The sequence below is a fragment of the Rubrivivax gelatinosus genome (assembly GCF_004340905.1).
Lineage (GTDB): Bacteria > Pseudomonadota > Gammaproteobacteria > Burkholderiales > Burkholderiaceae_C > Rubrivivax > Rubrivivax gelatinosus.
This window is the reverse complement of the sequence record NZ_SLXD01000002.1, coordinates 167400-185577: the sequence shown is the minus strand read 5'-3', so window position 1 is coordinate 185577 and position 18178 is coordinate 167400. Positions and strand designations below refer to the sequence as shown.

Sequence of the window (18178 nt, the reverse complement as noted above, 5' to 3'; positions counted from 1 at the left end):
TGCGTTCCCAAGGTGGCCGCGAGGATACTGGGCCGATGGCCCGAATGTTCTACGTCACCCAGATCGACCTCGATTTCGGCGCGGTGCGCCTGCTGCGCGCCGAGTGCGAACGCACCGGCATGCGCCGCCCGCTCGTCGTCACCGACGCCGGCGTGCGCGCCGCCGGCGTGCTGCTGCCGGCACTGGCCGCGCTCGGCGATCTGCCGCACGCGGTCTACGACGGCACGCCGTCCAACCCGACCGAAGCCGCGGTGCGCGATGCGGTGCGCGTCTGGCGCGAACACGGCTGCGACGGCCTCGTGGCCGTCGGCGGTGGTTCGTCGATCGACCTCGCCAAGGGCGTCGCGATCGCCGCGACCCACGACGGCCCGCTGGCGCACTACGCGACGATCGAGGGCGGCAGCGTGCGCATCAGCGAACGTGTCGCGCCGCTGATCGCCGTGCCGACGACCGCCGGCACCGGCAGCGAGGTCGCGCGCGGCGCGATCGTCATCGTCGACGACGGCCGCAAGCTCGGTTTCCACAGCTGGCACCTGGTGCCCAAGGCGGCGCTGCTCGACCCCGAGCTGACGCTGGCGCTGCCGCCGAAGCTGTCCGCGGCCACCGGCATGGACGCGATCGCGCACTGCATCGAGACCTTTCTCGCGCCGGCGCCGATCCCGCCGGCCGACGGCATCGCACTCGACGGTCTGGCCCGCGGCTGGGCGCACATCGAACGTGCGACACGCGAGGGCCACGACCGCGAGGCACGCTGGAACATGCTGAGCGCCAGCATGCAGGGCGCTCTGGCCTTCCAGAAAGGCCTGGGCTGCGTGCATTCGCTGAGCCACGCGCTGGGCGGCGCCGACCCGCGGCTGCACCACGGCAGCCTGAACGCGGTCTTCCTGCCGGCGGTGCTGCGTTTCAACGCCGAAGCCGAATCGGTGCGCCGCGAACAGCGTATGCAGCGCCTCGCGCAGGCGATGGGCCTGCCGGGATGCGGCGATGACGGCGCCGAGGTCGCCGAAGCGGTGCGTGCGCTCAACGCCCGCCTGGGCCTGCCGTCGGGGCTGGCCGAAATGGGCGTCAAGCGCGAGCTGTTCGACAAGGTCGTGGCCGGCGCGCTGGCCGACCACTGCCACAAGACCAACCCGCGGCTGGCCAGCGCCGAGGACTACCTCGCGATGCTCGAAGCCTCGATGTAGTTCAGGCCGGGGCGAGCTGCGACCAGGCGTCGCGCAGCACCTGGGCCGAACGCGCCAGCGCCTGGGCTTCGTCGTCGTCCAGCGAGGGCGGGATCACCGTCGTCGCCCCGTTGCGGCCGACGATCGCCGGCAAGGACAGCGCGACGCCGTCCAGCCCCTCGCCCGCATGGCAGCGCGTGACCGTCAGCACGCGGTGCTCGTCGCGAACGATGGCCCGCACCAGGTCGGCTGTGACGAGGCCGATCGCGTGGTTGGTGACGCCCTTCCTCTGGATGATCTCGTAGGCCGCACGCTTGACCTCGTGGCCCAGGCGCTGCTCGTCCTCGCGCGTCCAGCCCGGCCAGTCGCGCAGCGGGCTTCCGCCGACCTGGGCGCCGGACCATTGCACGATCTCGGAGTCGCCGTGTTCACCCAGCACCTGGGCGTGCACCGAACGCGAATCCACAGCCAGCCGCTCGGCCAGCGCCTGGCGCAGGCGTGCGGTGTCGAGCATCGTGCCGGTGCCGATGACACGCTCGGGCGGCAGGCCAGAGGACTGCTGCAGCACGCGCGTCAGCACGTCCACCGGGTTGGAGATCGCGACGATGATCCCGGCGTGCTGGCCGACGACCCGGCCGACCTCGCTGGCGACGCGGAAGTTGTCGGCCAGCAACTGCAGCCGCGACTCGCCCGGGCGGCCGTTGCGGCCGGCGGCGAAGACGACGACGTCGCAGCGCGAGACCTCGTCCAGATCGACCGCACGCACCGTCGCCCGCGGGTAGTACGGCGCGCCCTGCGCCAGGTCCATCGCCTCGCCTTCGGCGCGTGCAGCGTCGCGGTCGTGCAGCAGCAGTTCGCGCGTGACGCCGCCGTGCAGCAGCGAGACCGCCACGCTGGCGCCGACATAACCGACGCCGATGATTCCGACTTTCATGGAAAACCCTCCTGCCGGACCATGCTACGCCGCGGCGGTGACCGGCGCGAGAACCCGCACGGCACGGCGGCGCAGACGGCAAAACGGCGCTGCCCTTGCCGGGCAGCGCCGTCCGCCTTGTCTCCTCTTGGCTTCCTCTCGGAACCGGTCCCTGTCCTGGAGGGCCGGGGCTCGCGGGCCCCGGCCGCGGCGCGTCAGTGCGCGCCGTCGAGGAACTGTTCGTCCTCGGTCGAACCCTTGAGCGCGGCGGTCGAGGCCTGCTTTTCGATCGTCGTCGTCACGGCGTCGAAGTAGCCGGTGCCGACCTCGCGCTGGTGCTTGACCGCGGTGAAACCACGCTCGGCGGCGGCGAACTCCTTCTGCTGCAGTTCGACGAAGGCCGTCATGTTGTCGCGGGCGTAGCCGTAGGCCAGGTCGAACATGCCGTAGTTCAGGCTGTGGAAGCCGGCCAGCGTGATGAACTGGAACTTGTAGCCCATCGCGCCGAGTTCACGCTGGAACTTGGCGATCGTCGCGTCGTCGAGGTTCTTCTTCCAGTTGAACGAGGGCGAGCAGTTGTAGGCCAGCAGCTTGCCCGGGAACTTGGCGTGGATCGCGTCGGCGAAGGCCTTGGCGAAGGCCAGATCGGGCTTGCCGGTCTCGCACCAGATCAGGTCGGCGTAGGGCGCGTAGGCCAGGCCGCGGCTGATCGACTGCTCCAGGCCGTTCTTCGTGCGGAAGAAACCTTCGACGGTGCGTTCGCCGGTCAGGAAGGGCTGGTCGTTCTCGTCGACGTCGGCGGTGACGAGGTCGGCGGCTTCGGCGTCGGTGCGCGCCAGCAGCACCGTCGGCGTGCCCATGACGTCGGCGGCCAGGCGCGCGGCGACGAGCTTGCTGACGGCTTCACGCGTCGGCACCAGCACCTTGCCACCCATGTGGCCGCACTTCTTGACCGCCGCGAGCTGGTCCTCGAAGTGCACGCCGGCGGCGCCGGCGTCGATCATCGCCTTCATCAGCTCGAAGGCGTTGAGCACGCCGCCGAAACCGGCTTCGGCGTCGGCCACGATCGGGGCGAAGAAGTCGATGTCGTTCTTGCCTTCGCTCCACTGGATCTGGTCGGCACGCTGGAAGGTCGCGTTGATGCGCTTGACGACCTTGGGCACCGAGTCCACCGAGTACAGCGACTGGTCGGGATACATCTCGCCGTTGCTGTTGGCGTCACCGGCCACCTGCCAGCCCGACAGGTAGATCGCCTTCAGGCCGGCCTTGACCTGCTGCATCGCCTGGTTGCCGGTGAGCGCGCCCAGCGCATTGATGAAGGGCTCGTTGTTGATCAGCGTCCACAGCTTCTCGGCGCCGCGCTTGGCCAGCGTGTGCTCGATGGCGAGCGAGCCGCGCAGGCGCACCACGTCGGCGGCGGTGTAGCCGCGCTTGATGCCTTTCCAGCGCGGGTTCTCCGCCCAGTCTTTTTCGAGGGCGGCGGCTTGTTGTTCGCGGGTCGGTTGCGTCATCGGAAGACTCCTGGTCCAAGGGAGAAACGATGGCGCAAGCGTACCCGCCATGGGCTCGGATGCCAAGACTTCTGTCTTATATAAGACAAAAGATATGAGTCATATAAATCAAGTGCTTAGCACTTCATTCCTGCGATGCGGGATGATGTCTTTTCATATGATGCATTTTGCTGCGGTGCAGCGTTTCCGTTTGCCGCATTGCGGAATGCTGCTTCCATCACGTGGAATTCACGCGGCTGGCCGCCGTCCAGTGCCGGCATCGGGCAGGCCGCGCTGGCGGCCAGGCGCACGCGCCGGGCGGCAGATCGAAGGCCTCGCTGGGCCGTCTGCCCCGCTGCGTCACCGAACTCGACACCGGCTTCATCGCCAGCCCTCCTCCTTATCATGGCGGCCAGTGCCGTGAGACCCGGGTGCCGCCTTTCCCACCGATGAGCCACTTCGCCTTCCTGTCCGACCACGCCTCGTTCCTGAAGGTGCCGACGCGCGAGGCCGCGTCGGCGATGCCGTTCTGTGTCGCCGGCGTCGCCTGGGACGGCGCGGTGACCAACCGGCCCGGGGCACGCTTCGGGCCACGCGCGATCCGCGCCGCCAGCCACATGCTGTGCGACGCGACGCACCCGCTGTTCGGCACCTCGCCGATCGGTGCGCTGGCCGACGCCGGCGACCTGCCACTGCCCAACACCTCGATCGAGGGCATGCGGCGTGCGCTGCAACCGGCGGCGGCCGAACTGATCGCCGCCCACCACATGGCCTGGCTGGGCGGCGACCACTCGATGACGCTGCCGCTGCTGCGCGAGTACCGCGCACGGTTCGGCCGGCCGCTGGCGGTGATCCATTTCGACGCCCACTGCGACACCTGGGAAGACCACTTCGGCGAGCCCTCGGGCCACGGCACCTGGGTGCACGAGGCCTTTGTCGAGGGTCTCGTCGATCCCGCCTGCTTCGTGCAGGTGGGCATCCGCTCGGCCGCGGTGCGCGAGGCGCGCGACTACGTTCCCGATCGCGGCGGCCTGTTTTTCGGGGCGCGCACGCTGCGCGGCCTGGAGAGCCCGGCCCAGCTTGCGCCGGTGCTGGCCGCGGTGCGCGAGCGGCTGGCCGCACACGGCATGCCGCCGGTCTACCTGTCGCTGGACATCGACTGTCTGGATCCGGCTTTCGCGCCGGGCACCGGCACCCCGGAACCAGGCGGCATGAGCACCAACCAGGTGCTGACCCTGCTCGAGGAATGGGTGGATCTGCCCTTCGTCGGCATGGATTGTGTCGAGGTTGCGCCGCCGTACGATCATGCGGATCTCAGCTCGTCGGCCGCCGCCACCTTCGTCTGGACCTACCTCGCAGGCCGGCTGGCGCAGACAGGGGCGGGGCGCCGCTGACGGCGAACCGAACTTGATCCCGCGCAAGTCCGACACTTTGCTCGTTCGAACAATCAGGAAAACCCTGAAGGAGTCGCGATGGCTGCAAGTTCTGGAACCAAGGCCCGTCCCGCCCGCGCCCCGGCACCGCCGGTTCCGCCCTTCGAGGCACTGGACCGCACGCATGCCCGCGTGATCGAGGTGCTGGGCCAGTTCGACCGCCTGCTGGCGCACATCGACGAGAACGGCGCCGACGAGGTGGCGCGCGCCAGCGCCGCCGAGATCCACCAGTTCTTCAGCGGCCACGCCCGCCAGCACCACGCCGACGAGGAGCGTTTCGTCTTCCCGCAGTTGCTGGCCAAGGGTGATGCCGAACTCGTGCAGAGCATCAAGCGCCTGCAGCAGGACCACGGCTGGCTCGAGGAAGACTGGCTCGAACTGGCGCCGCAGATCGAAGCCATCGCCGAGGGCTACAACTGGTACGACCTGGTGATGCTGCGCCACGCGCTGCCGGTCTTCACCGCGCTCTATTACGAGCACATCGGGCTGGAGGAGTCGCTGGTCTACCCGGCCGCCCGCCGCCACCAGGCCTCGCTGGAGGAAGGCGCCAAGTCGCGCGGCTGAGGCTGTCGGCTCCGGCGGTTCGGGCGCCCTGCGGGGCGCCCGTTTCGTTTGGCGGCGCTCAGAGCGGCAGCGCGCTGGTCTTCTTCACGGTGCGCAGCACCAACATGGAGTTGGAACGCACCACGCCGGGCAGGCGTGGCAGTACCTCGGCGTGGAAACGCTCCAGGTCCTCGGCGTCACGGTAGGTGAAGCGCACGAGGTAGTCGTTGGCGCCAGCGACGTAGAAGCAGTCGAGGATCTCCGGCGTGTCCTTGACCGCCTGCTCGAAGGCTTCGAGCTTGCCCGGCTGCGTGCTCTCCAGGTTGACGATGGTGTAGCTGGTGCCGTGGCGTCCGATCGCGCGTGGATTGAGCAGTGCGACGTAGCGGTCGACGACGCCCTGCTCTTCCAGCGCCTTCACGCGCCGCAGGCAGGCCGAGGGCGACAGGTGCACACGCTGCGCGAGGTCGACGTTGGACAGCCGGCCGTCGATCTGCAGTTCCTGCAATATGGCCCGGTCGATCGAATCGAGTTTGGCAGGCCATTGCGGTGATGCTTCATTGGTTCGCATGAAATTGCGCCTAGCGACGTTCAGGTCGAATCATTGTGCGTGATCGCGGGCCAACCCGCATCGACCGAGCACGCACATTGCTATCGGTCCTGGCTAGACTGAGGCCGGGTCCCGCACCCGTCTTCCCACGTCGAAACACCCGGCGCCGGCCTTGGCGCCACCCCGGAACACCGCCATGACTCAGGATCTCTCCGCCTACTGGATGCCCTTCACCGCCAACCGGCAGTTCAAGAAGGCGCCGCGCCTGCTGACCCGCTCCGAAGGCATGTACTACTGGGACGACCACGGCCGGCAGATCCTCGACGGCGTCGCCGGCCTGTGGTGCGTCAACGCCGGCCACGCCCGGCCGAAGATCGTGCAGGCGATCCAGGCCCAGGCCGCTGAGCTGGACTACGCGCCGCCGTTCCAGATGGCGCACCCGAAGGCCTTCGAACTCGCCGACCGCCTGGCCAAGCTGGCGCCGGCCGGGCTGGATCACGTGTTCTTCACCAACTCGGGCTCGGAGTCGGTGGAGACGGCGCTGAAGATCGCGCTGGCCTACCACCGGGCGCGCGGTGAAGGCAGCCGCACGCGGCTGATCGGCCGCGAGCGTGGTTACCACGGCGTCAACTTCGGCGGCATCTCGGTGGGCGGCATCGTCGGCAACCGCAAGGTCTTCGGCACGCTGCTGGGCGGCGTCGACCACATCCGCCACACCCACGACCCGGCGCGCAACGCCTTCAGCGTCGGCCAGCCCGCGCACGGCGCCGAGCTCGCCGAGGACCTGGAGCGCCTGGTCGCGCTGCACGACGCGTCGACCATCGCCGCAGTCATCGTCGAGCCGGTCGCCGGCTCCACCGGCGTCCTGCTGCCGCCCCAGGGTTACCTGCAGCGCCTGCGCGAGATCTGCGACCGCCACGGCATCCTGCTGATCTTCGACGAGGTCATCACCGGCTTCGGCCGCACCGGCCAGCCCTTCGCGGCGCAGACCTTCGGCGTCACGCCCGACCTGGTGACGCTGGCCAAGGGCGTGACCAACGGTACCGTGCCGATGGGTGCCGTGCTCGTGCGCGACACGATCCACGACACCTTCATGAACGGGCCCGAGCACCTGATCGAGTTCGCGCACGGCTACACCTACTCCGGCCACCCGCTGGCCTGCGCCGCCGGCCTGGCGACGCTGGACACCTACGCCGACGAAGGCCTGCTGACACGCGCCACCGAGCTCGGCGGCCACTTCGCCGAGGCCCTGCACTCGCTGAAGGGCGAGCCGCACGTCATCGACATCCGCAACATCGGCTTCGTCGGCGGCATCGAGCTGGCCACGCGCCCGGGCGAACCCGGCAGGCGCGCCTTCGACGCCTTCCTCGACTGCTACGAGCAGGGCGTGCTGATCCGTACCACCGGCGACGTCATCGCGCTGTCGCCGCCGCTGATCATCGAGACGGCGCAGATCGACCGCATCGTCGAGACGATCCGCACGGCCCTGCGCCGTCTGGCCTGAGGCCTGCGGAGACCGCCTCGATGCCGCTGCTCGACACCGACCAGGACCTGGCCCGCGACTCCTATTACGCGGCGACCGCGGCGCGCGGCCCCGGCCATGCGCCGCTGGCCGGCACGACGAGCTGCGACGTCGCCGTCGTCGGCGGCGGCCTGGCCGGCCTGTCGGCGGCGCTGGAGCTGCGCCAGCGCGGCTTCGACGTCGTGCTGCTCGAGGCCCGCGAGCTCGCCTGGGGCGGCAGCGGCCGCAACGGCGGCCAGGCGATCCACGGCCTGGCCTGCGACCAGGCGACGATCGAGGCCCAGCTCGGCCTGGACGAGGCCAAACGCGTCTGGGCGATGTCGATCGAGGCGCTGGACCTGATCCGCGAACGCATCATCCGCCACGGCATCGACTGCGAATGGCGCGACGGCTACCTCGGCCTGGCGACCAACGCCCGCAAGGGCGCCGAACTGGCCGAGTGGGCCGACCGCATGGACTCGGTCTACGGCTACCCGCTGACACGCGTCGGCCCGGCCGAGGTGCGCAACTGGATCGACAGCCCGCGTTTCCACAGCGGCGTGCACGACCCGCGTTCCGGGCACCTGCACCCGCTGAAGTACGCGCTGGGCATCGCACGCGCGGCCGCCGAGGCCGGCGTGCGCCTGCACGAACACAGCCCGGTGGTCTCGATGACGCCGGGCGAACCGGCCGTGCTGCGCACCGCCGGCGGCGAAGTGCAGGCGCAGCGCGTGCTGCTCGCCGGCAACGTGTACCTGTCGGGACTGGCGCCGGCGCTGGAGCCGCGCATCATGCCCGTCGGCACGTACATTGCGTGCAGCAGCGTTCTCGACGACGCGCTGGCCGACCGCCTGATCCCGTCGCGATCGGCGGTCTGCGACACCAACTTCGTGCTCGACTACTTCCGCACCACCGACGACAACCGCATGCTCTACGGCGGCCGCGTCAGCTACAGCACGCTGACGCCGGCGAACCTGGCCGAGAGCATGCGCCAGCGCATGGTGCTGAGCTTCCCCCAGCTCGCGTCGGCCAAGGTCGACTACGCCTGGGGCGGCTTCGTCGACATCTCGATGAACCGCGCCCCCGACTTCGGCCGCCTCGCCGGCGCGCCCAACGTCTATTACCTGCAAGGTTTCTCCGGTCACGGCCTGGCCCTGACCGGGATGGCCGGCCGCCTCGTCGCCGAGGCGATGGCCGGCGACGCGTCCCGCTTCGACGTCTTCGCCAGGCTGCGCCACCGGGCCTTCCCCGGTGGCCGCATGCTGCGTACACCCGCATTGGTGCTCGGCATGGCCTGGTATAGGCTGCGAGACATCCTAGGCTGACCCCCGCTACTTCATGAGTCAAAGCCCGCCCGTCGTTCTCGTCACCAGCTGCAATCGCCTTTCGGGCGAACACCCCTTCCACGTCGCCGGACGCAAGTACGTCGACGCCGTGCGCCTCGCCGGCGCCTTGCCGCTGATTGCCCCGCCGTTCGGGGCCGACGAGATCGACGCGCTGCTGGACACCTGCGACGGCGTGCTGCTGACGGGCTCGCAATCCAACGTGCACCCCTCGCACTTCAACGAGGCTGTGCTCGACCCAACGCTCCCGCTGGACCCGGATCGCGACGCCTGGACGCTGCCGCTGATCCGGCGTGCGCTGGAGCGCGGCGTGCCGCTGTTCGGCATCTGCCGCGGCTTCCAGGAGGCCAACGTCGCGCTCGGCGGCACGCTGTACCAGGCGGTGCACCAGGCCGAGGGCCGCCACGACCACCGCGCCCCGGACGACCAGCCGGCCGCGGTGCAGTACGACCTGGCGCATCGCGTCGACGTCGTCGCCGGCGGTGTGCTGGCGGCCGTCACCGGGCGCGAGCACTTCGAGGTCAACTCGGTGCACGGCCAGGGCGTGCGTGAACTCGCCCCCGGCCTGCGGGCCGAGGCCGTCGCCCCCGACGGCCTCGTCGAGGCCTTCACCCAGCCCGCCGCGCCGGGCTTCAACCTCTGCGTCCAGTGGCACCCCGAGTGGCGTGCCGCGGACAACCCCGTCTCGGTCCAGCTCTTCAACGCGTTCGGCGTCGCCGTGCGCGCCTACCGCGACCGGGTGCGCGGGCCCTTGCCTCGTGTCCCTGCCGCGTGAACGACAGGGTTTCGTGCGCCGCCCCTTGATCGCGGCGCGCCGACAGCGAAGACAGGTGCCCCATGGTTGCGAAAGATCCCTCCACCTTCAGCGAGCTCGAACAGTGGCTCGACAAGAACCGCGTCACCGAGATCGAGTGCCTCGTGCCCGACCTCACCGGCGTGGCCCGCGGCAAGATCCTGCCGCGCGAGAAGTTCACCGAAGACCGCGGCATGCGGCTGCCCGAGGCCATCGTGGCGATGGGCGTGACCGGCGAGTTCCCCGAGGAGGGGCCGTACTACGACGTCATCACGCCGACCGACCGCGACATGCACCTGCAGCCCGACCCGAGCACGGTGCGCATCGTGCCCTGGGCGACTGACCCGACGGCGCAGGTCATCCACGACTGCTACGACCGTGACGGCAAGCTGGTGCCGTTCGCCCCGCGCTCGGTGCTGCGCCGCGTCTGCGACCTGTACGCCGAGCTCGGCCTGGAGCCGGTGGTCGCGCCCGAGCTCGAGTTCTACCTCGTGGCGCGCAACACCGACCCCGACGTGCCGCTGAAGCCGCCGGTGGGCCGAAGCGGCCGCAGCGAGACCTCGCGCCAGGCGTACTCGATCGACGCGGTCAACGAGTTCGACCCGCTGTTCGAGGACGTCTACGACTACTGCGACAAGATGGGGCTGAACGTGGACACGCTGATCCACGAGATCGGCGCCGGGCAGATGGAGATCAACTTCTTCCACGCCCACCCGCTGGGCCTGGCCGACGAGGTCTTCCTGTTCAAGCGCACGGTGCGCGAGGCGGCGCTGCGCCACGACATGTTCGCGACCTTCATGGCCAAGCCCATCGCCGGCGAGCCGGGCAGCGCGATGCACGTGCACCAGAGCATCGTGCGCAAGGCCGACGGCCGCAACATCTTCAGCAACGACGACGGCACGCCGAGCAAGGAGTTCTACTGGTACATCGGCGGGCTGCAGAAGTACATCCCGGCGGCGATGGCGCTGTTCGCGCCCTACGTCAACAGCTACCGCCGGCTGGCGCGCTTCACCGCCGCGCCGATCAACATCCAGTGGGGCACCGACAACCGCACCGTCGGCATCCGCAGCCCGGTGGCCTCGCCCAACGCACGCCGCATCGAGAACCGCGTCATCGGCGCCGACGCCAACCCCTACGTCGCGCTGGCCGCGACGCTGGCCTGCGGCTGGCTCGGCATCCAGCACCGCATCGAGCCCTCGGCCGAGTGCAAGGGCGACGCCTACCTCGGCGAGTACGCCCTGCCGCGCAGCCTGGGCGAGGCGCTGACGCTGCTGCGCGACGAGCGCGAGCTGGCGCGCGCGCTGGGCGAGGACTTCATCACCGTCTACACCGAGGTGAAGGAGATCGAACACGCCGAATTCATGAAGGTGATCTCGCCCTGGGAGCGTGAACACCTGCTGCTCCACGTCTGAAGGAAGCCCGATGCCCACGCAACGCACCACCCGGGAATGGCAGGCCGCCGACGCGGCGCATTTCCTGCACCCGTTCACCGACTTCCAGGCGCTGTCGCGCAAGGGGTCCCGCGTCATCGAACGCGCCGAGAACATCTACCTCTGGGACACCGAGGGCCAGAAGATCCTCGACGCGATGAGCGGGCTGTGGTGCGTCAACGTCGGCTACGGGCAGCCCGCGCTGATCGACGCCGCCACCGCGCAGTTGAAGCAGCTGCCCTTCTACAACGCCTTCTTCCAGACCGCGACGCCGCCGGCCATCGAACTGGCCGAGCTGCTCGCCGAGGTGACGCCGCCGCAGTTCCAGCACGTCTTCTTCAGCGGCTCCGGCAGCGAAGGCAACGACACCGTCGTGCGCATGGTGCGCCGCTATTGGGACCTGCTCGGCCAGCCCGAACGCCAGGTCATCATCAGCCGCGACAACGCCTACCACGGCTCGACGATGGCCGGCGCCTCGCTGGGCGGCATGAGCGGCATGCACGCCCAGGGCGGGCTGCCGATCCCCGGCATCGTGCACATCGGCCAGCCCTACTGGCACGAACACGGCAAAGGGCTGTCGCGTGACGAGTTCGGCCTCGTCGCCGCGCGCTGGCTCGAAGAGAAGATCCTCGAGCTCGGGCCGGAGCGTGTCGCGGCCTTCATCGGCGAGCCGATCCAGGGCGCCGGCGGCGTCATCATCCCGCCCGCCACCTACTGGCCCGAAGTCCAGCGCATCTGCGACCGCTACGGCATCCTGCTGGTCAGTGACGAGGTCATCTGCGGCTTCGGCCGCACCGGGCGCTGGTTCGGCTGCGAGACCATGGGCACCCGGCCCGACCTGATGACCTTCGCCAAGGGGGTGACCAGCGGCTACATCCCGCTGGGCGGCGTGATGGTCGGCGAGCGCGTCGCCAAGGTACTGGTTGAAAAAGGCGGCGAGTTCGCCCACGGCTACACCTACAGCGGCCACCCGGTGGCCTGCGCGGTGGCCTTGGCCAACATCAAGCTGATGCGTGAACTGAAGCTGGTGGAGCACGTTCGCGACGACGTCGGCCCGTATCTTGCGAGCCAGTTCGCGACGCTGCGCGACCATCCGCTGGTCGCCGACGCGGAAACCTGCGGCCTGATGGGTGCGATCCTGCTGGCCAAGGACAAGGCGACGGGCACGCCCTTCCCCGAGTCCCTGGAGATCGGCATGGTGTGCCGGGGCCACTGCTTCCGCGAAGGCCTGATCATGCGGGCGGTCGGTGACCGGATGATCATCGCGCCCCCGCTCGTGATCACACGGCCGCAGATCGACGAGATGATGGGTCTCATCCGTCGATGCCTGGATCTGACGCTCGCCGATGCCAAGGCGGGCGGCTGGCTGTCTTAGACTCCCGCGCTGTTCACGATTCCCCCCCATTCTTCGGAGGTTTCCTCATGAACTTGAAGTCCGTCCTGGCGATGGCTGGCCTTGCCCTGGCCTGCTCGACCGTGTTCGCCCAGGAAGAAGAAAAAGTCCTGAACATCTACAACTGGTCGGACTACATCGCCGAGGACACGATCCGGAACTTCGAGAAGGAAACGGGGATCAAGGTCCGCTACGACAACTTCGACAACAACGAGATCGTGCACGCCAAGCTGGTGGCGGGCAAGACGGGCTACGACATCGTCGTGCCCTCGTCGAACTGGGCCAAGCTGCAGGCCGACGGCGGCCTGCTGCGCAAGCTCGACAAGTCGCAGCTGCCGAACTACAAGAACCTCGACCCCTCGGTGCAGGCGGCGCTGGCCAAGCTGGACCCGGGCAACGAGTACATGGTCGACTGGCTCTGGGGCTACACCACGGTCGGCATCAACGTCGACAAGGTCAAGGCGGCGCTGGGCTCGACGCCGATGCCCGACAACGCCTGGGACCTGGTCTTCAAGCCCGAGTACATCTCCAAGCTCAAGAGCTGCGGCGTCAGCTTCCTGGACTCGGCCTCCGAAGTGCTGCCTGCGGCCCTGCACTACCTCGGCAAGCCCGCCTACAGCAAGGTGCCCAGCGACTATGCCGCGGCAGCCCAGGTGCTGAAGTCCGTTCGCCCGCACATCACGCTGTTCAGTTCGTCGGGCTACATCAACGACATGGCCAACGGCTCGATCTGCCTGGCGCTGGGCTGGTCGGGTGACATCAACATCGCGCGCCAGCGTGCCATCGACGGCAAGACCGGCCAGAAGATCGAGGCGCTGATCCCGAAGACCGGCGGCGTGCTCTTCTTCGACGTGATGGTGATCCCGGCGGACGCGCCGCGCCCGGGCAACGCGCACAAGTTCATCAACTACATCCTGCGGCCCGAGGTGCACGCGTCGCTGAGCAACAAGGTCTTCTACGCCAACCCGAACGCCGAATCGCGCAAGTTCGTGAAGCCCGAGGTGGCCAACAATCCGACCGTCTTCCTGTCGCCGTCGGACATGGCCCGCATGGTCGCGCCGGACTCGCTGAACAACGACCTGCGCCGGCTGATGACCCGCACCTTCACCTCCTTCAAAACCGGGATGTGAGCCCCAGGACTTGAGCCCCCCGTAGCGCCTGCGGCGCTCCCCCCCGAGGGGGGCGCCGCCAGCGGACCGGCGGAGCCGGATCCGCGGCGGCAGCTTGACTCGCTCTTCGAACGTTCTTTTCTTCCCTTAGATAGACACAGGCCCGCCGCTGAGATGGTTGCCACCGACAAAGAAAAGCAGTTCCTGCAGATCCAGGACGTCGTCAAGGATTTCGACGGTCACCGCGCGGTCAATCGCGCGAACGTCGACATCGCCAAGGGCGAGATCTTCGCCCTGCTCGGGCCCTCGGGCTGCGGCAAGAGCACGCTGCTGCGCATGCTCGCCGGCTTCGAGACGCCGACCTCGGGCCGCATCCTGCTGGGCGGCGTCGACCTCGCGACGCTGCCGCCGTACGAGCGGCCGATGAACATGATGTTCCAGAGCTACGCGCTCTTCCCGCACCTGACGGTGTGGGAGAACATCGCCTTCGGCCTGAAGCGCGAGGGCCAGCCCAAGGACCGCATCGCCGAACGTGTCGAGGCGATGCTCAAGCTGGTGCAGCTGACCAAGTACGGCCAGCGCAAGCCGCACCAGCTCTCCGGCGGCCAGCAGCAGCGTGTCGCGCTGGCGCGCAGCCTGGCCAAGCAGCCGCAGCTGCTGCTGCTCGACGAGCCGCTGGGCGCGCTGGACAAGAAGCTGCGCGAGCAGACCCAGATCGAACTCGTCAACATCATCGAGCAGGTCGGCGTGACCTGCGTGATGGTCACCCACGACCAGGAAGAGGCGATGACGATGGCCACCCGCCTGGCCGTCATGTCCGAGGGCCGCTTCCTGCAGGTCGGCCAGCCCAGCGAGATCTACGAGACGCCGGCCACGCGTTTCGTCGCCGACTTCATCGGCAACGTCAACCTGATGGACGGCACGCTGACCGTCGACGAGCCCGACCACGTCGTCATCACCTCGCCGGACTGCCGGCACTACGTCGGCCACGGCATCACCGGCACCGAAGGCATGCCGGTCACGGTCGCGCTGCGGCCGGAGAAGATCCACATCGCGCACCACCAGCCTGCCGAGCACGAGTTCAACTGCGCGCCGGGCAAGATCAAGGAGCTGCAGTACTTCGGCAGCTTCACCGTCTACCACGTCGTGCTGCGCAGCGGCGCGCTGCTCAAGGTGAGCGTGGCCAATACGCAGCGCCACCGCGACGAGAGCTACACCTGGGGCGACGAGGTCTGGGTGCACTGGTCTCGTTCGGCCCACGTCGTCCTCACCCAGTGAGCGCGGCCGTGCAACGCCTGAAGTCCTGGTTCACCGGCCGGCAGCTCGTCATCGCGCTGCCGTACGCGTTCCTGCTGCTGTTCTTCCTGTTCCCGTTCCTGATCGTCGGCAAGATCAGCGTCTCCGAGATGGAGACCGTCGCGTTCAAGGACGTGATCAGCTTCGCCGACGGCGTCTTCCAGCTGACGCTGAAGTTCGGCAACTACCTCTACATCGCCGAGGACAGCCTCTACTTCCGCACCTACCTGAGCAGCGTGCAGTACGCGGCGACGACGACGCTGCTGTGCCTGGCCATCGGCTACCCGTTCGCCTACTTCATGGCGCGCGCGCGCAGCACGGTGCAGCCGGCGCTGCTGATGCTGGTGATGCTGCCGTTCTGGACCTCGTTCCTGCTGCGTGTCTACGCCTGGAAGGGGCTGCTGAGCGACGGCGGGCTGATCGCCGAGATCGTCGTCGGCATCGGGCTGGACCAGGTGCTCGCCGCGATCGGGCTGATCCCGGCCCCGGGCAAGCTGATGAACACGCCGTTCTCGCTGATCCTCGGCATGGTCTACACCTACCTGCCCTTCATGATCCTGCCGCTGTACGCCAACCTGTCCAAGATGGACCTGCGGCTGCTGGAGGCGGCGGCCGACCTCGGCGCCTCGCCCTGGGTGGCGTTCTGGAAGATCACCGTGCCGCTGTCCAAGGCCGGCATCATCGCCGGCTCGATGCTGGTGTTCATCCCCTGCGTCGGCGAGTACGTCATCCCCGAACTGCTCGGCGGCCCCGAGACGCTGATGATCGGCCGCGTCATCTGGGACGAGTTCTTCTCCAACAACGACTGGCCGATGGCCTCGAGCGTGGCCGTCATCATGATCCTGCTGATCATCGTGCCGCTGGCGATCTTCAACAAATACCAGGCCGAAGCCCAGGAGGCGCAGCGATGAAGCCTTCGCGTTTCAACCTCTGGTTCGGGCGCAGCTGGCTGGTCGCGGGCTACGTCTTCCTGTTCCTGCCGATCGTCGCGCTGGTCGTCTACTCGTTCAACGATTCGCCGCTGCCCAACGTCTGGCGCGGCTTCACGCTGCGCTGGTACCAGTCGCTGGCGCACGACACGGAGATCATCTCGGGCTTGTGGCTCAGCCTGCAGGTCGCCTTCCTGACGGCCTGCGGCTCGGTCGTGCTGGGCACCTTGGCGGCTTTCGTGCTCGTCAAGTACAAGCGTTTCTTCGGCCGCACGGTCTTCAGCGGCATGGTCAACGCGCCGCTGGTGATGCCCGAGGTCGTCGTCGGCCTGTCGCTGCTGCTGATGCTGGTCAGCGTGCAGCGGGCGCTGGGTTTCCCGGAACGCGGCCTGACGACGATCTGGGTCGGCCACCTGCTGCTGGGCATGGCCTACGCGACGGTGGTCGTGCAGTCGCGGCTGCAGGACCTGAACCCGCGCCTGGAAGAGGCGGCGATGGACCTGGGCGCGCGCCCGGCGCAGGTGTTCTGGCTGGTGACGCTGCCGATGATCGCGCAGTCGCTGGTGTCGGCCTGGCTGCTGACCTTCACGATCTCGCTGGACGACGTCGTGCTGTCGAACTTCCTGTCCGGCCCCGGGGCGACGACGATGCCGCTGGTCATCTTCTCGCGCGCCCGGCTGGGGCTGAACCCGAGCGTCAACGCCGTCGCCGCGATCACCGTCGCCGTGGTGGCGATCGGCGTGATCGTCACCAGCTACGTCATCGCGCGCCGCGAGCGCCAGCGTCTGCTGGATCTGGCCGCCGCGTCCCGCGCCTGAGCATCGAACCGGATCCGAATACCACCCGAGGAGCAATCCTGATGAAGCCCGTCCGCCTGACCGCCCTCGTGATCGCGATCGGCGCCGCCTTCCCCGCGGCCGCCCAGAGCAATGAGGAACTGCTGAAGGAACTGCGTGCGCTGCGCGACCGTGTCGGCGAGCTGGAGAAGAAGCTCGCCGCGCAGCCGGCGGCCGCGCCGGCGCCGCAGCCCGGCCAGTGGGGCATGACGCCCGAGCAGGCGCAGGAGCTGGCGCGCATCGGCACCAAGGCCGAGGCGCTGCAGGACAACTTCGAGATGCAGGGCTTCAAGGGCCTGAAGATCAGCGGCCAGATCGACCCGACCTGGATCTACAACCGCCGTGCGGACGACGCCTCCTTCGTGCTGCTCAACGGCGAGGACGCGCGCTACACCTACGACAACTCCTACTTCGGCATGGCCGTGCTCGACTTCCTGAAGGAGACCGAGGGCGGCACGATCTGGCACCTGACGCTGGCACCCGAACGCGGCACCGGCGCGCTGACCAACGGCGGATCGATCGTTCACGAGGCCTCGGTGTCGGTGCCGCTGAACGACCTGCAGACGCGGCTGTGGGTCGGCCAGATCCCCGACTGGACCGGCTACGAGATCACGCTGCCCGCCGGCAACAAGCTGATCACGCACAACCTGCTGTTCGACTTCATGGCGCCGACGGCCTACACCGGCGCGGTGCTGGACCACACCAGCGGCAAGTGGTGGTCGCGCATCGGCCTGGCCAACTTCAACACCCCGCGCAACGGTTCGGGCAACAAGCGCCCGGTGCTGATCTACCGCGTCGACTACTCCAAGGGCGAGTTCAGCGGCTGGGGCTTCACCGGCCTGCACGGCAAGGGCTACAACTACGCCGCCGACGACACCGACGACGCCGGCAACGCGTTGTTCCCGAACGACGTAGGCCGCAACACCCAGGTCCACCTGCTGGAGATCGACGGCTACTTCGTGCGCGGCGACTGGTCGCTGTTCGGCCAGGCGAGCTACGGCCAGCAGAAGAAGGCGGCGATCTACCGCGACGACGGCACGCTGCGCGACGCGCGCTGGTGGGGCCTGTCGGGCACCGCCGCCTACATGATCACGCCGCGCCTGGAGGCGGTGCTGCGCGCCGACTACGTCAACAACGAGAAGAACGGCGGCGGCCTGCTCGGCTACTCGTGGGACGACGGCGCCAACGGCATCGGCCGCGGCTTCGGCAGCGACGGCAGCTACAGCGACGGGGCCGACAAGGGCGCCAACCGCTACGCACTCAGCGTCGGTGCGAACTACCGTTACGACGAGAACACGCTGTTCAAGCTCGAGTACCGCTTCGACGCCGCGTCGCAGCCGGTGTTCGAGGACGTCAAGGACGGCGGTTACGCCAAGAACAACCACCTGCTCGGCGCCTCGGTGGTCGTCAGCTTCTGACGCCGCGCCCCCCGGCGGGCCTGCGCGGCCCGCGCCTT

General features: G+C 68.7%; 17 protein-coding genes. 13 read left to right on the top strand and 4 right to left on the bottom strand.

Going from position 1 to position 18178, the window contains the following annotated elements; all coding sequences use genetic code 11:
• The first annotated feature begins 35 nt into the window (after positions 1–35).
• Complete coding sequence (locus EV684_RS04080; protein WP_132644936.1) at positions 36–1184, top strand: iron-containing alcohol dehydrogenase; 1149 nt, start codon at positions 36–38, stop codon at positions 1182–1184.
• Between the two features lies 1 nt (position 1185).
• Here EV684_RS04080 and EV684_RS04075 read toward each other — a convergent pair whose 3' ends face one another.
• From EV684_RS04075 to EV684_RS23925, 3 genes are all read right to left on the bottom strand, one after another.
• Positions 1186–2097 (bottom strand): L-lactate dehydrogenase, encoded by a 912-nt coding sequence (locus EV684_RS04075; RefSeq protein WP_132644935.1) that lies wholly within the window; start codon positions 2095–2097, stop codon positions 1186–1188.
• A 194-nt stretch (positions 2098–2291) separates the two neighbouring features.
• Positions 2292–3587 (bottom strand): isocitrate lyase, encoded by a 1296-nt coding sequence (gene aceA, locus EV684_RS04070; protein WP_132644934.1) that lies wholly within the window; start codon positions 3585–3587, stop codon positions 2292–2294.
• 116 nt (positions 3588–3703) lie between these two features.
• On the bottom strand, positions 3704–3877 hold the full coding sequence (locus EV684_RS23925; protein ID WP_165908393.1) for a hypothetical protein: 174 nt from the start codon (positions 3875–3877) through the stop codon (positions 3704–3706).
• Between the two features lie 138 nt (positions 3878–4015).
• Here EV684_RS23925 and EV684_RS04065 point away from each other — a divergent pair, with 138 nt between their 5' ends.
• A complete protein-coding gene (locus EV684_RS04065) occupies positions 4016–4960 on the top strand; it encodes an agmatinase (RefSeq protein WP_132644933.1) in 945 nt (314 codons plus the stop codon).
• A gap of 78 nt (positions 4961–5038) precedes the next feature.
• Positions 5039–5563 carry a hemerythrin domain-containing protein gene (locus EV684_RS04060; protein WP_132644932.1) on the top strand — a complete coding sequence of 175 codons (525 nt, stop codon included), beginning with the start codon at positions 5039–5041 and terminating at the stop codon, positions 5561–5563.
• A 58-nt stretch (positions 5564–5621) separates the two neighbouring features.
• Here the strand turns inward: EV684_RS04060 and EV684_RS04055 are convergent, their stop codons facing one another.
• Complete coding sequence (locus tag EV684_RS04055) at positions 5622–6113, bottom strand: Lrp/AsnC family transcriptional regulator (protein WP_132644931.1); 492 nt, start codon at positions 6111–6113, stop codon at positions 5622–5624.
• Between the two features lie 175 nt (positions 6114–6288).
• Between EV684_RS04055 and EV684_RS04050 the strand changes: the two genes are divergently transcribed.
• From EV684_RS04050 to EV684_RS04005, 10 genes are all read left to right on the top strand, one after another.
• Positions 6289–7596 carry an aspartate aminotransferase family protein gene (locus tag EV684_RS04050; RefSeq protein ID WP_132644930.1) on the top strand — a complete coding sequence of 436 codons (1308 nt, stop codon included), beginning with the start codon at positions 6289–6291 and terminating at the stop codon, positions 7594–7596.
• Between the two features lie 20 nt (positions 7597–7616).
• Positions 7617–8918: an NAD(P)/FAD-dependent oxidoreductase gene (locus tag EV684_RS04045; RefSeq protein ID WP_132644929.1), complete on the top strand. Its 1302-nt coding sequence runs from the start codon at positions 7617–7619 to the stop codon at positions 8916–8918.
• A 13-nt stretch (positions 8919–8931) separates the two neighbouring features.
• On the top strand, positions 8932–9711 hold the full coding sequence (locus tag EV684_RS04040) for a gamma-glutamyl-gamma-aminobutyrate hydrolase family protein (protein ID WP_132644928.1): 780 nt from the start codon (positions 8932–8934) through the stop codon (positions 9709–9711).
• A 62-nt stretch (positions 9712–9773) separates the two neighbouring features.
• On the top strand, positions 9774–11141 hold the full coding sequence (locus EV684_RS04035; RefSeq protein WP_132644927.1) for a glutamine synthetase family protein: 1368 nt from the start codon (positions 9774–9776) through the stop codon (positions 11139–11141).
• Between the two features lie 10 nt (positions 11142–11151).
• On the top strand, positions 11152–12534 hold the full coding sequence (locus tag EV684_RS04030; protein ID WP_132644926.1) for an aspartate aminotransferase family protein: 1383 nt from the start codon (positions 11152–11154) through the stop codon (positions 12532–12534).
• A gap of 47 nt (positions 12535–12581) precedes the next feature.
• Positions 12582–13682: a polyamine ABC transporter substrate-binding protein gene (locus EV684_RS04025; protein WP_132644925.1), complete on the top strand. Its 1101-nt coding sequence runs from the start codon at positions 12582–12584 to the stop codon at positions 13680–13682.
• A 153-nt stretch (positions 13683–13835) separates the two neighbouring features.
• Positions 13836–14939 carry an ABC transporter ATP-binding protein gene (locus tag EV684_RS04020; RefSeq protein WP_132644924.1) on the top strand — a complete coding sequence of 368 codons (1104 nt, stop codon included), beginning with the start codon at positions 13836–13838 and terminating at the stop codon, positions 14937–14939.
• A gap of 8 nt (positions 14940–14947) precedes the next feature.
• Positions 14948–15868: an ABC transporter permease subunit gene (locus EV684_RS04015; protein ID WP_243651034.1), complete on the top strand. Its 921-nt coding sequence runs from the start codon at positions 14948–14950 to the stop codon at positions 15866–15868.
• The gene (locus tag EV684_RS04010) at positions 15865–16704 is read left to right on the top strand and encodes an ABC transporter permease (protein WP_132644922.1); all 840 of its coding nucleotides are present in this window, start codon (positions 15865–15867) and stop codon (positions 16702–16704) included. Before EV684_RS04015 ends, EV684_RS04010 begins: the two co-directional genes overlap by 4 nt.
• A 41-nt stretch (positions 16705–16745) precedes the next feature.
• Entirely contained in the window at positions 16746–18140 is a 1395-nt protein-coding gene (locus EV684_RS04005) for a DUF3138 family protein (RefSeq protein WP_132644921.1), read from the top strand.
• Positions 18141–18178: the final 38 nt, after the last annotated feature.